Here is a 12,989-nt window from a genome sequence, read left to right on the forward strand (position 1 = left end):
ACAAATTCATCAGCGTGTCCAGCTTCTCGATATCGACCCGGATCGTCCGAGTCGTCGCCGGTGCGGTCTTCGCGGCCGGCGCAGCCTTCGATGGACCGCCGGCATCGGTTGCAGGCGGCTTGGCGACCGGGGCGGCCGGCGCCGCAGGCGCGCTTGCGACCGCCGATGCGGCGGCCGCCTCGGACCCGGCCGAAGCGGACGTTTTCGCTGCGAGGTCGGACGCTAGGATCTGGCGTACGGTCGCGCTTTCGATCTCGGATACGTTCTTGATCGCCGCTTCGATGTCGGCGCCGTTCGAAGTGCTCAGGAGCACGACGGTGAACGCGAAGTCGAATTTATCGGCCTCGATTTCGTCGGCCGGCGGGACCGACTTGACGACGTCGCCGAACCGGTTCAGCGCGTCGAACACCATGTACGCTCTTACTGCTTTGAGGACACAATCCTTGCGAATGGCGACGTCGATCCAGTAGGCGCGATGGCCGCCTTCGAGCGATTGCTGCAGCACCGAGGCTTGATAATCGTCAAGCAGCTCGCGGATGCCGCCTCCCGTTCCCGACGAAGCCTTCTCCTGCGGGGCCGAGGACGAGGCGCCGGCCGCGGATCCGCGCGCACCTGTCGCGTACGTGCCGTCGACGATGGCTTTCAAATTCGCGACGATCGGCGTGACATCCGATTTTCCGGTGCCCCCCTCGACGATGTCGGCGACCATCGCCTCGAGCGCGTCGAGACTTTGGAAGATCGTCTCGAACGTATAGTCCTCCATCCGCAGCTTCCCGTTGCGCACGAGATCGAGCACGTTCTCCATCTCGTGCGTGAGCGACGCGATATCCTCGTACCCCATCGTCGCCGACATCCCCTTGAGCGTATGGGCCGAGCGGAACATGTTTTGAACGATGCCGATATCGTCCGGCGCGTTCTCGAGCGCAAGCATATTGTCGTTCATCGCTTGCAGGTGTTCCCTGGATTCATCAATAAACATGGATAAGTACTGATTCGTGTCCATCACTACACCTCCTCGGCCTGTAATACTTCTTTCGCGATCTGCGCCGCGATGGCGTCCAGCGGCATCGTCTTCGCGACGCACCCGAGCTCGACGGCCGCCCGCGGCATCCCGTACACGATGCAGCTCGTCGCGTCCTCCGCGATCGTCCGGCGCACGCCTTGATCGTACAACCGCTTCATCCCCTTCGCCCCGTCGCTGCCCATGCCGGTCATCAGCACCGCGGTGCGATCGAGCTCGGGCAGGTCGACGAGCGACCCGAACAGCATGTCCACCGAAGGCCGATGTCCGCTCATCGGCGGTTCGTCGGACAAGCGAAGCCGATACGTTCCGGCTTCTTTCCGAAGCGTCATATGTAAGCCGCCTGGGGCGATATAGGCAACCCCCGGGGACGGCTCCATCCCGTCCTCCGCTTCCGTTACTTCGATGGCGCACAGCGTGTTGAGCCGCTGCGCCAACGATTTCGTAAAGCCCGGCGGCATATGCTGCACGACGAGCACCGGCGCGGGAAAGTTTTCTGGCAGCCGGGACAATACATGCTGCAGCGCCCGAGGACCGCCCGTCGACGTACCGATCGCCACGAGGCTGCGCCAATGCCGCTTCGACGCCGGGACGCCCGTCTTGGCCGGCGGCGGCCCGGCCTCGGAAGGAGCGGCCCGCGGCGACGCCCTTCGGTCCGGCGTTCCAGATGCCGACGGCGATAACGGCTTCGCCGTAGCGCCCGACGAACCGGTGAGCGGCGAACGCGAAGGCGCCCGCGCCGCCGGAGGCGGCGGTTTCGCGGCCGTCCCCGGCGCCGACGACGCCGGGCGAGCCGGCGGCTTCGGCCGCGGCACCGGCGGCTCCTGAGGCCCCGGACCGTCCTGTCGATGAGCCGCCTCTTGGCGCCCCGGGGCTTTATCGTCTCCAGCGGCATGCGGGGGAGGGGGGGGCGGGGTTGGCTGCAAACGCCCCATCGTCTCTTCCTTCCGGTCCAGCACGGCCGCGCGCAGCGTCGCCAGCAGCGCATCCCGGAGCTGACCGAGATCCGACGAATGCGGCCCCGAGGGCTTCGCCACGAAGTCGAAGGCGCCCAACTCCAACGCGCGAATCGTCGCCGCCGCGCCCTCCACCGTCGAGCTGCTGAGCATGATGACCGGGGTCGGCGCCTCCTTCAGCAGCGTCGGGAGCGCTTCGAGTCCCGTCATGACCGGCATCTCGACGTCCATCGTGACGGCATCCGGGCGCAGCCGCTTGGCCGCTTCGATCGCTTCGACGCCGTTGCAGGCCGTCTCTACAACGGTCAACGACTCGTCGCCGTTCACGATATCGGAGACGACCTTGCGCATGAAGGCGGAATCGTCGACGACCAAGATGCGATAAGGCGCAGGCATAGGCGCTCCTCCTTCCGCTTAGGGGTTGTGGACAACACTTACTTCATAAATTTCAGCATGCGAGACAGAAACCGCTTGACGCCGCCGCCCTCCTCGGCTTCGGTCGGCGCCGCCGCCGGCTGCGATTGCTCGAACCGGCGCACCAGCTCCTTCAGCTCGCGGGTGGCGGCCGAATCGGGATACAGCACCGAGAACGGCACCTGCCGCTTTACCGCCTTAGAGACGTTCGCGTCATCGGGAATATATCCCAGCGTCGGGATGTCCAGTTGGAGAAATTGATTCGAAACCATCCGAATTTTGTCCGCCGTTTGTTGGCCTTCCTTGCGGTCGGTCACTCGGTTGACGACGAGTTGGAAGCGGATGCCCGGCTCCTGAGAGTGCACCATCTTAATGATCGCGTACGCGTCGGTAATCGACGTCGGTTCCGGCGTCGTCACGACGATCGTCTGCTCCGCGGCCGTAATGAACGTCATCGACTCTTTCGTAAGCCCCGCGCCGGTGTCGAATAAGATGAAATCGAGCGAGCCGCTCAGGGACAACACTTGCTCGGTGAAGTATTCCAGCTCTTCCTTCGTCAACGACAGCAGGTCGTTGAACCCCGAGCCGCCGGCGATAAATTGCAAATCGTTATGGCCCCGGTAGATGATCTCCTCGATCGATTTTTCGCGCTTCAACAAATGATATAAGTTATATTTCGGCGATGCGCCCATCAAGACGTCGATGTTCGCCATCCCGATATCCGCATCGAATACTAGCACTTTATAGCCTTGCGATTGCAGCTGCAGGGCGAAGTTCAGCGTAAAATTCGATTTTCCGACGCCGCCCTTGCCGCTGGTAATCGTAAGAATCCGCGTCGGACGCGTCTCCGCCGGTTCGGCGCGAAACAAGGGCGCCCCTTCGTCTTGCCGTACGAGATTGCGCAATGCTTCCGCTTGGTCATTCATCATGAGGCTCACCTACTAATTCGTCTGCCATGTTCCCCGCGTCCGCGATATTGATGTCGTCGGGCACGTTTTGCCCGTCCGTTACGTATGACAAAGACAACCGATAATCATGCAGCAAGTTGACGACCGAACCGAATGTAGCCGTCTCGTCCGCTTTCGTAAACAGCACCTTTTCGACGCCGAAGCGGTAGAAGTTTTCGGTTACGGCTTTCATGTCGCTGTATTTCATGCTAAGGCTTAAGACCAAGAACGTGTCCTTCCGCTCCTCCGTCCGCAGGAGCGATTGCAGCTCCGAAACCGCCATCTCGTTGCGGAAATTGCGTCCGGCGGTATCCATGAGAATCATGTCGCGGTCCTGCATTTTCTCCAGCGCCTTGTGCAAGTCGATCGAGGAAAACACGACCTCGAGCGGAACGTTCAAGATCGAAGCGTACGTCCGCAGCTGTTCGATCGCGGCGATCCGATACGTATCCGAGGTGATCAGCCCGATCGCCTTCCGGTATTTCAACGATTGCTCGGCTGCCAGCTTGGCAATCGTCGTCGTCTTGCCGACGCCCGTCGGACCGACGAAGTGAACGAGCCGCGCATCCTGCCGAATCAGCTCGATCGGGCGCTGCGTCAACAGCTCCACGATCCGGGCTTTTACGGCGTCGGATGCGTCCTTGGCTTCGATGTCGCCCGGCGGACGTCCCTCGAACCGAGCGAGCGCCTCTTCGACGAGCATCGTCGCCAGCTCGGGCTGCACGTCTTGCTCGACGAGCCTCGTTCGAATGCGTTCGAACGCGGACGGCAGCGACGGCAAGGCGGCGTTGCCCGGTTGCGCGCTGGACAGTCGCTGCATCATCTCCCGCATCTGCTTCATCTCCTGCAGCAGAGCGTCGTCCCGGCTCGGCGCGCTCGGGGCGGCCACCGCCGCGGCCGGCGCCGCGAGCGGCTCCGCCGCCATCGATTTCGGCGGGAGGGGCACCGTCGGAGCGACGGCGCCCGGCAACCCCGCCTGACGGGCGCTCGGCGCCGCGGCTGGGGTTCGTCTCGGGGACGCCGTCGCCCCGGACGTTCGCGAGGCTGCGGCCGCTCCCGGGGAGGCCGCGCCGACGCGAGGCGTCGGCGCCGCCGAATCCGGATTCGAATCGGTCGCGGCGACGACCTCGACTTTCTTCTTCGTGAACATGCCGAGGAACCCGCCCACTCGAATTTCCTTCGTATTAATGATTACGGCGTCCTTCCCGAGCTCGGATCGAATTTTCTGAAGCGCGTCCGGCATCGAGTCGACGATATACTTTTTCACCTTCATACGTTCACCACCCCTATGCTTTGAACTTCGACATTCGGTTCAAGCTCGTTGTAGGAAAGCACCGTAACGTCCTGCATAGCCCGCTCCAGCAACTGCTTTAAATACATTCGAATCGTAGGCGACGTCAACACGATCGGCGTGCCTCCGGATTGAACCAGTTTCGCCGCTTGCTCCGTAATTTTCTGTACGACGGTTTGCGAGCTTGCGGGATCCATAGCCAAGTAGCTGCCATGATCGGATTGCTGCACCGCTTCCGCGATTTTCCGCTCGAGCGACGGCCCGACCGTAACGACTCGCAACGTGTCGTTGCCGGGAGCGTATTGTTGCGTAATTTGCCGGGACAGGCTTTGTCTTACGTATTCCGTTAAGATGTCGGGGTCTTTCGTATAAGTGCCGTAGTCCGCCAACGTCTCGAAGATGGTCACGAGGTCCCGAATCGATACCTTCTCCTTCAACAGCTTGGCCAGCACCTTCTGCACATCCCCGACCGACATAATGTTCGGGATGAGTTCCTCGACCAGCGCCGGATACGACTCTTTCGCATGCTCGACGAGCGCTTTCGTTTCTTGCCGCCCGATCAGCTCGTGCGCATGCCTCTTAATAATTTCGGTTAAATGCGTCGCGACGACCGACGGCGGATCGACGACGGTATATCCCGAAATTTCGGCGCGGTCCTTCGTCGCCTCGTCGATCCATAACGCGGGAAGGCCGAACGCCGGTTCCGTCGTCTCGATTCCGGTGACGCTGTCGTCGTCGATGCCAGGGCTCATGGCCAAGTAATGGTTGAGGAGCAGTTCTCCCTTCGCGACCATATTCCCTTTGATCTTGATGATGTATTCGTTCGGGCGAAGCTGGATGTTGTCGCGAATCCGAATGACCGGGACGACCAAACCGAGCTCGAGCGCGCATTGGCGGCGAATCATAATGATACGGTCGAGCAAGTCGCCGCCCTGCTGCTGGTCCGCGAGCGGAATTAAGCCGTAGCCGAATTCGAACTCGATCGGATCGACCTGCAGCAGGTTGACGACGCTCTCGGGGCTGCGGACTTCTTCGATTTGCTTCTCTTCGACCAGCTGCTCCTCCTCCGCTTCCCGCTTCTTCACGGCGCCGTCCATTCGGTACGCGGCGAACGCCAGCACGCCGCCGACGGGTATCGTCAGCACCGGCCCGATCGGCGTAAAGATGCCGAGCAGCGCGATCGTGGCGCCGACGACGTAAAGCAGCTTCGGAAACAACGACATCTGCTGCATGATATCCTGCGCCAGGTTGCCTTCCGACGCGGCGCGGGTCACGATCAAGCCGGCCGCCGTCGAGATGAGGAGCGCGGGTATTTGGCTGACGAGTCCGTCGCCGATCGTCATGATCGAATACAGCTCGACCGCTTGACCGAACTCGAAGCCCTTCATCGTCATGCCGATAATGATGCCGCCGATCAAGTTGATCACGAGGATAATGATGGATGCGATGGCGTCGCCCTTCACGAACTTCATCGCGCCGTCCATCGCGCCGTGGAAGTCGGCTTCCGATTCGATTTTTTTCCGGCGCTCCCGCGCTTGCTGTTCGTTAATGAGGCCGGAGTTCAAGTCGGCGTCGATGCTCATCTGTTTCCCGGGCATCGCGTCGAGCGTGAATCGGGCGCCGACTTCGGCGACGCGCTCCGAGCCTTTCGTAATGACGATAAACTGTACGATGACCAGAATGAGGAAGACGATAAAGCCGACCGCGATATTGCCTTGCGCGACGAACGAGCCGAACGTCTCGACCACCTTCCCGGCATGCGCGTTCGCCAGGATATTCCGCGTGGTCGATACGTTCAACGCCAGCCGGAACAAGGTCGTAATGAGGAGGAGCGAGGGGAAGATCGAAAATTGCAGCGCTTCTTTCGTATTCATCGCGACGAGCAGCATCGTCAGCGCCAACGAGATATTAATGATTAGCATAAAATCCAACAGATGAACGTTGATCGGCACGATCATCATCATGACGATCCCGATAATGCCGCCTAACACCGCTAAATCTTTAATCTTCACCGCGTTCCCCTCCTCTCCCTAGAGACCTTGTTTCTTTTACCTTCTTCGGGCTGCAGGCAATTTCGCCTTCGCTTTATAAACGAATGCCAACACTTCCGCGACGGCTTGGAACAAATCCTGCGGAATCGATTCGCCGATTTCTACTTGCGCGTACAGCGCCCTGGCAAGCGGCTTGTTTTCCATCAACGGAACGCCGTGCTCGGACGCCGCTTGGCGAATGCGCAGCGCGACGTAATCGGCGCCCTTGGCGATGACGCGAGGCGCATCCATCTCGGCCCCGTCGTATTTGACGGCCACCGCGAAGTGCGTCGGGTTCGTAATGACGACGTCCGCTTTCGGCACTTCCTGCATCATCCGCTGCATGGCCATCCGCCGCTGCTTCTCGCGAATTTTCGACTTGATGAGCGGGTCGCCTTCGGCTTTCTTATACTCGTCCTTGATGTCTTGTTTGGACATACGCAGATTTTTTTCGTGCTCCCATTTTTGATATGCATAATCGAACAAGGCAAGAATAAACAACGCGCCGCCCGAGAACAGTCCGAGCCGAATCGTGAGCGAAGCCATGTATTGTAATACCGATTCGAGGGGTAGCGAAGCCATCGTCAGAAGCGTTGCCTTTTCGCCCCAAATGATTGTAAAGGTGATCATGCCGAGAATGAGCACCTTCAGCATCGACTTCAAAAACTCCACGAACGAGCGCATGGAGAAAATTTGCTTCACGCCTTGAATCGGATTGAGCTTTTCAATTTTTAACTTCAGCGTCTCGCCCGTAAACAACACGCCGACCTGTGCGTAAGAAGCCAACAAGGCCATGCCGACACCGATTGCGAAGACAGGCAAGAGGATGAACAGTCCGTCGCGGAGGATTTGCGTAAACATCGCGATGACGTTCTTGTCGGTCACTTCCCAAAGCAAATATTGCGTCAGACCCGCGGTAAAGATCGAGGCGATGCCGTCCCCCATCGTTGCTCCGTACATGGCCAGCAAGCCGAAAGCCCCTAACATGATCAACGCGCCGGGCAGCTCTATGCTTTTGGCGACTTGCCCTTTGCGCCTGGACTCCTGGCGTTTCTTCGGGGTCGCCGGTTCGGTTTTCTCCTGCGCGAACAACTGCAAATTCAGCGTGAGACGCAGCTTGCGTGCCATGGAGTAACCTCCCTTGCTTCGGCGTTAGGCGGTGCGCAGCGCCCGCATCATCTCGTTCATATTCTCGAACATCGTTGCGAATAAGTTTTGAAACAAAAAGGCAAACCCGGGAATCAGCAAAAGCATTACGCCAAGACCGACTAAGATTTTCAAAGGCATCCCGACGACGAACACATTGAACTGCGGCGCGGTTTTCGCTAAGATACCGAGCGCGACGTCGACGAGGAACATCGTGGCGACGATCGGCGCGGCCATTTGGAACGATAATGTGAATGCCGTAGACACGCTCCGCGTCAGCAATTCCACCGGCGGCCCCGCCGCGACCGCGGCGAAGAACGTATTGTCGAGCGGTATGACCTGGTAGCTGTCCATGATGCCGAGCAGCAAATAATGATGTCCGTCCAGCGTCAAAAACAGCAGCATGGCGATCATGTATTTAAAACTTCCGAAAACGGGACTTTGCGCGCCGGTCATCGGATCGATGACGTTCGCGATGCCGAAGCCCATCTGCATATCGATGAACGAACCGGCGATCTGGACGACCGTAAAAAACAAATACGCGATAAAGCCTAGCAATACGCCGATCAACGATTCGCGAATAATGTAATAGGCGTATTCTTGATCGATCGGGATCGCCCGTTCGGTACCGGAGGCGAAAAACACCAGCAGCGCCGCGAATACGGATATGCCGATCCGAAACGGAGGCGGCACGTTATTCCGGGTGGAGAACACGGGCGCCGTGATAAAAAAACCGGTCATTCGGCAAAATATAAGCAATAGGTTCGGATAATACGCAAGTACGAGATCCATACTTCGCTACCCGATAAAGTTATGGAGGTTGTCCAAAAGATGGAAGGTAAAATCGACCAGCTTGGACAATATCCATGGCCCGAAGAAAAGAATGGCGACAAGAACGATGACGATCTTCGGCACGAACGCCAGCGTCTGCTCCTGGATTTGCGTCGTCGCTTGAAAAATACTAATCGCGAGGCCGACGACGAGCGCCAATATCATCATCGGTCCGGATGCCATAAGCGTCGTATAGATCGCTTCACCGGCGATCCGGATGACCGTATCCGAGCGCATGCGTCTCACCCCTCCGTCCGTCAAGTGTTAAAACTAAGCAGCAGCGACTTGACGACCAAATACCAGCCGTCGACCAATACGAATAATAAAATCTTAAAGGGCAATGAAATCATGACCGGCGGCAGCATCATCATCCCCATGGCCATCAACGTACTGGCTACGACCATGTCGATGACGAGGAACGGAACGAAAATCATAAAACCCATTTGAAACGCGGTTTTCAGCTCGCTGATCGCAAACGCGGGAACGAGCGCGGTCAATGGAATATCTTCGTAGGAAGTCGGCCTCGGCATATTGCCGTAGTCAAGGAAGAGCAGCAAATCCTTTTCTCTCGTCTGGCTCGCCATAAATTTCTTTAGGGGCAACGACGCTTGCTGCAACGCCTCCGTCTGCGTCAGCTGCCCCTGCAGATAAGGCTGCAGGGCCGTTTCGTTGATTTCGCCGATCGTCGGCGCCATGACGAAGAAGGTAAGAAACAATGCGAGCCCGATCAGCACCTGATTCGGCGGCATTTGATTCGTCGCCAGCGACGTTCTCACGAATCCAAGGACGATCACGATGCGGGTAAAGCTCGTCATGAGGATGAGTATTGCCGGAGCCAAACTGAGTACCGTCAACAGTAAGACGATACTTAGCGTCGACGAGACGTCCGAAGGCTCGTCGGACGTGCCGATCGACAGGTCGATCCCCGGAATCGGCGATTCGGCCGCCTGCGCAATCTCGGCCGGCAGGAACCACACCGTCGCGCTCAGCCACCCGACGACGAACAGCGCCGTCAGCCAACGTTTCATCGCTCCTCTTCCTCCATCCATGTTTTCATAGCTTCTTTTCGGGCGCCGCCCGTCTTTAGCTTCTGGGAAAGCAAATCGCGGAACGCTTCGGTCGACTGCCACTGCGGTTCGACCTCCGCCGACGGCTTGCTTCGATTGCGCAGGGCGCGAATAACAGAGGCCACCGCCGCGACCGCCGTCCCCGCCGCAGGCGCCGGCTTTGCCTCCAAAGAAGCGATGAGCGCCTCGACGCGCTCCGGATCGTCGATTTTGTCAAGGAGCGTAATGTCTTCCCCGACGCCGACGATATACACGGCGTCGCCGATTTCGATCACCTGCAGCGATTTGTTTTGCCCGAGCGGTACGCCGGCATGCACTTGCAACGCCCGTTCCCCTGACCATCGCTTGGTTCTGGAGGCCAAAAACCGGATCAATACGACGATCAGTCCGATGACGATGACCAGGACGACGATGACTTGAATGAAGTTTCCGTAGAAATCGCCCGTGGAGAAATCAGCCGGCGCCGACGCCGAAGGCGCATCGAGCGAATTGCCGAACGTATTGATCAAGTAAGGAGACATAGTTAGCCCAACGTCTTCTTTATCGCTTCGATAACCCGATCGGCTTGGAACGGCTTGACGATAAAATCCTTCGCGCCCGCCTGAATCGCATCGATTACCATCGCTTGCTGGCCCATCGCGGAGCACATAATGACCTTCGCGGAAGGGTCGATCTTTTTAATTTCTTTGAGCGCGGTAATCCCGTCCATCTCCGGCATCGTAATGTCCATCGTAATAAGATCCGGCGCGGACTCCTTGAATTTTTCGATCGCTTGCGCGCCGTCGCTCGCTTCCCCGACGACCTCGTAGCCGTTCTTCGTCAAGATGTCCTTGATCATCATCCGCATGAATGCTGCATCGTCCACTACTAAAATCCGGTTCGCCATTCGATACAATCCTTTCGATCGTTGGTTTGGGTATCATATAGAAGTACGTAGAGTACGAATTGCCGAATTGCTCTTTACTTTGCCGCTTTCCGCGTTACTGAAGCTTCTGGATCCGGTCCCACGGGCTGACGATGTCGGTGACGCGGACGCCGAAGTTCTCGTCGATAACGACGACCTCGCCCTTGGCGATCAACTTGTTGTTCACCAAGATGTCGACCGGCTCGCCCGCCAGTTTATCCAGTTCGACAATCGAGCCTTGGGACAGTTCAAGAATGTCTTTGATTTGCTTTTGGGTTCTCCCTAATTCAACCGTAACTTTAAGGGGGATGTCCAGAAGCAAATTCAGGTTCGTGTTATCGACGTTGCCGGCTCCGTACCCGGTCAGGTCGGAAAACTGCGCGGCCTGCACATTGCGGTTCGGCGGCGGCGGCGAAAACCCCGGCTGCGGCATCGGCGACGCGCCGTAGGGCGGCGCATAAGGCGGCGCGTACGGGTGCTGCGGGTAAGGCGGCGGCGGGTAACCCCCTCCGTAATAAGGCTGTTGCGGCTCCGGATAAGGCGGCTGCGGCGGCGCAGGCGGCGGCATTTGCGGCGCCCCGGCAGGCGAGGACGGCGCTGACGCAGCGAAGGACGGCGCAGTCGCGGGCGGTTTCGGCGGCGGCGCGGCGGCGGCGGCGGGCTCGCCCGCCGGCGACCCGCCCATCAAGATCGATACCATGTCCTTCGCGAACCAAACCGGTAGCAATTGCATGATGTTCGAATCGATAAGATCTCCGATCGTCAGCCGGAACGAAATTTGGATGAAGGCATCCTCCGTGAGCAGCCGGTCGCCTTCGCCCTCGCTGAAATCGAGCACATCGATGCCTGGGGGCGAAATATTGACGAATCGGTTGAAAATGGTCGACATCGACGTGGCGGAGGACCCCATCATCTGATTCATGGCTTCCTGTACCGCGCTCACATGAATTTCGTTTAGCTCCGTTTCCGCCGGATGCCCCGTGCCGCCTAACATCAAATCCGCGATCACTTGCGCGTCCCTCGTCTTGATTACGAGCAGGTTAATGCCGTGGAAGCCGTCGACGTAATTGACGTGAACCGCCACATGCGGATTCGGGAACGTACCGGCGATTTCGTCTCTGCCAATGACCGACACCTTCGGCGTCGTGATGTCGACTTTGCGTCCAAGCAGCGTCGAGAGCGCCGTCGCCGCGCTGCCGAACGTAATGTTCCCGATTTCGCCGAGAGCGTCTTGCTCGAGCGGCGTTAAATAATCGTCGATCGATAGTCCGGCGCGTCCCGTCGACGACTCTCCCCCGCCGAATAGATCGTCGTCTTGCGAGTCGGACGATTGCCGCAGCAATGCGTCGATCTCCTCTTGCGATAAATAATCTTTATTCGTCATGCTCTTCTACTCCTTCAGTCACAATGTCCGTAATTTGCACGGCCAATTTGCCTTTCACCACGCCTGGCGTGCCGATATATTTCGAGCGGTTGCCGACTTTGATGTCCAGCGGGTCGTCCACCGACGTCGTCAGCGAGATGACATCGCCCGCAGCCAAACTGAGAAACTCCCGGATCGTGATGGTCGAGGAGCCGAGCTCCGCGATAATGGGCAGCGTCGCCCGTTGAAGCCTCTCCTGCAGCACTTCCATCTCTTCCGGGGCCCTTGTTTTCTTAGGAGAGAAGAACAAATTATTCACAGATAACCTTGGCATAATCGGCTCGAGCACGACGTGCGGAATACATAAGTTAATCATCCCGGTCGTATCGCCGATCTTCGTGCTTAGAGAGATCAACGCGATCGTTTCGTTCGGGGAGACGATTTGCATGAACTGCGGATTCGTCTCGAGCGCTTCCAGCCTTGGATTGATATCGATGACCGTCTTCCAAGCCTCTTGGAGACTGTCGAACGCTTTGCTAAAAATGCGTTCCATGACGATCGTTTCGATTTCCGTCAGCGTCGTAATTTTCGACGGCGACGTGCCGGTGCCTCCCAGCAGGCGATCCAGCATCGCGTACGCAACGTTCGGATGCACCTCGAGCACCATGCGGCCCTCGAGCGGCTCCGCTTCGAAGATGTTCAAAATCGTCATCTTCGGGATGGAGCGAATGAATTCGTCGTACGGGAGCTGCTCCACTTGAACGACGTTGATCTGCACGAACGTCCGTAGCTGCGCCGAGAAGTACGTCGTCAGGAACCGGGCGAAGTTTTCGTGGATCCGCGTGAGGCTTCGGATATGATCCTTCGAAAACCGGACGGCTCGCTTGAAGTCGTAAGAGCGCACTTTTTTCTGGGTTTCTTCTTTTTTAAGCTCTTCGGCGTCCATTTCGCCGGAGGACAGCGCGGCTAGTAACGCGTCTATCTCGTTCTGCGAAAGTACGTCCACCATGGGGTTCACC

The 12,989-nt window shown here is 58.4% G+C and carries 13 protein-coding genes; all 13 read right to left on the reverse strand.

Annotation, left to right across the window (positions count from 1 at the left end):
- Positions 1–1,003, reverse strand: a 1,003-nt coding sequence (locus VEZ38_RS15370) for an Hpt domain-containing protein (RefSeq protein WP_324894926.1), incomplete at its 3' end; no start/stop codon positions are given.
- Between the two features lie 2 nt (positions 1,004–1,005).
- Entirely contained in the window at positions 1,006–2,373 is a 1,368-nt protein-coding gene (locus tag VEZ38_RS15375; protein ID WP_324894928.1) for a chemotaxis response regulator protein-glutamate methylesterase, read from the reverse strand.
- 38 nt (positions 2,374–2,411) lie between these two features.
- Positions 2,412–3,317 (reverse strand): MinD/ParA family protein, encoded by a 906-nt coding sequence (locus VEZ38_RS15380; protein ID WP_324894930.1) that lies wholly within the window; start codon positions 3,315–3,317, stop codon positions 2,412–2,414.
- On the reverse strand, positions 3,310–4,611 hold the full coding sequence (gene flhF / locus VEZ38_RS15385) for a flagellar biosynthesis protein FlhF (RefSeq protein ID WP_324894932.1): 1,302 nt from the start codon (positions 4,609–4,611) through the stop codon (positions 3,310–3,312). Before flhF ends, VEZ38_RS15380 begins: the two co-directional genes overlap by 8 nt.
- Positions 4,608–6,641 carry a flagellar biosynthesis protein FlhA gene (flhA, locus tag VEZ38_RS15390; RefSeq protein ID WP_324894934.1) on the reverse strand — a complete coding sequence of 678 codons (2,034 nt, stop codon included), beginning with the start codon at positions 6,639–6,641 and terminating at the stop codon, positions 4,608–4,610. The genes flhF and flhA overlap by 4 nt, the downstream gene beginning before the upstream one ends.
- Positions 6,642–6,677: 36 nt before the next feature.
- On the reverse strand, positions 6,678–7,787 hold the full coding sequence (gene flhB, locus VEZ38_RS15395) for a flagellar biosynthesis protein FlhB (RefSeq protein WP_324894936.1): 1,110 nt from the start codon (positions 7,785–7,787) through the stop codon (positions 6,678–6,680).
- 24 nt (positions 7,788–7,811) lie between these two features.
- Positions 7,812–8,597, reverse strand: coding sequence for a flagellar biosynthetic protein FliR (gene fliR / locus VEZ38_RS15400; protein ID WP_324894938.1), 786 nt, complete (start codon positions 8,595–8,597; stop codon positions 7,812–7,814).
- Positions 8,598–8,603: 6 nt separating this feature from the next.
- Positions 8,604–8,873 carry a flagellar biosynthesis protein FliQ gene (gene fliQ, locus VEZ38_RS15405; RefSeq protein ID WP_324894939.1) on the reverse strand — a complete coding sequence of 90 codons (270 nt, stop codon included), beginning with the start codon at positions 8,871–8,873 and terminating at the stop codon, positions 8,604–8,606.
- 20 nt (positions 8,874–8,893) lie between these two features.
- A complete protein-coding gene (gene fliP / locus VEZ38_RS15410) occupies positions 8,894–9,664 on the reverse strand; it encodes a flagellar type III secretion system pore protein FliP (RefSeq protein ID WP_324894940.1) in 771 nt (256 codons plus the stop codon).
- Positions 9,661–10,224 (reverse strand): flagellar biosynthetic protein FliO, encoded by a 564-nt coding sequence (locus VEZ38_RS15415; RefSeq protein ID WP_324894941.1) that lies wholly within the window; start codon positions 10,222–10,224, stop codon positions 9,661–9,663. Before VEZ38_RS15415 ends, fliP begins: the two co-directional genes overlap by 4 nt.
- A gap of 2 nt (positions 10,225–10,226) precedes the next feature.
- Positions 10,227–10,589 carry a response regulator gene (locus VEZ38_RS15420; protein WP_324894943.1) on the reverse strand — a complete coding sequence of 121 codons (363 nt, stop codon included), beginning with the start codon at positions 10,587–10,589 and terminating at the stop codon, positions 10,227–10,229.
- Positions 10,590–10,683: 94 nt separating this feature from the next.
- The gene (fliY, locus tag VEZ38_RS15425) at positions 10,684–11,991 is read right to left on the reverse strand and encodes a flagellar motor switch phosphatase FliY (RefSeq protein ID WP_324894945.1); all 1,308 of its coding nucleotides are present in this window, start codon (positions 11,989–11,991) and stop codon (positions 10,684–10,686) included.
- Positions 11,981–12,979, reverse strand: a complete 999-nt coding sequence (gene fliM / locus VEZ38_RS15430) for a flagellar motor switch protein FliM (RefSeq protein ID WP_324894946.1) — start codon at positions 12,977–12,979, stop codon at positions 11,981–11,983. Before fliM ends, fliY begins: the two co-directional genes overlap by 11 nt.
- Between the last annotated feature and the right edge of the window lie 10 nt (positions 12,980–12,989).

The organism is Paenibacillus sp. (assembly GCF_035645235.1).
Lineage (GTDB): Bacteria > Bacillota > Bacilli > Paenibacillales > YIM-B00363 > Paenibacillus_AE.

What these genes read in the sequence shown, in the direction of transcription:
- VEZ38_RS15375 (WP_324894928.1), bottom strand. Translation starts at nt 2,373, where the DNA reads ATGCCTGCGCCTTATCGCATCTTGGTCGTCGACGATTCCGCCTTCATG.
- VEZ38_RS15380 (WP_324894930.1), bottom strand. Translation starts at nt 3,317, where the DNA reads ATGAATGACCAAGCGGAAGCATTGCGCAATCTCGTACGGCAAGACGAA.
- flhF (WP_324894932.1), bottom strand. Translation starts at nt 4,611, where the DNA reads ATGAAGGTGAAAAAGTATATCGTCGACTCGATGCCGGACGCGCTTCAG.
- flhB (WP_324894936.1), bottom strand. Translation starts at nt 7,787, where the DNA reads ATGGCACGCAAGCTGCGTCTCACGCTGAATTTGCAGTTGTTCGCGCAG.
- fliR (WP_324894938.1), bottom strand. Translation starts at nt 8,597, where the DNA reads ATGGATCTCGTACTTGCGTATTATCCGAACCTATTGCTTATATTTTGC.
- fliQ (WP_324894939.1), bottom strand. Translation starts at nt 8,873, where the DNA reads ATGCGCTCGGATACGGTCATCCGGATCGCCGGTGAAGCGATCTATACG.
- fliP (WP_324894940.1), bottom strand. Translation starts at nt 9,664, where the DNA reads ATGAAACGTTGGCTGACGGCGCTGTTCGTCGTCGGGTGGCTGAGCGCG.
- VEZ38_RS15415 (WP_324894941.1), bottom strand. Translation starts at nt 10,224, where the DNA reads ATGTCTCCTTACTTGATCAATACGTTCGGCAATTCGCTCGATGCGCCT.
- VEZ38_RS15420 (WP_324894943.1), bottom strand. Translation starts at nt 10,589, where the DNA reads ATGGCGAACCGGATTTTAGTAGTGGACGATGCAGCATTCATGCGGATG.
- fliY (WP_324894945.1), bottom strand. Translation starts at nt 11,991, where the DNA reads ATGACGAATAAAGATTATTTATCGCAAGAGGAGATCGACGCATTGCTG.
- fliM (WP_324894946.1), bottom strand. Translation starts at nt 12,979, where the DNA reads ATGGTGGACGTACTTTCGCAGAACGAGATAGACGCGTTACTAGCCGCG.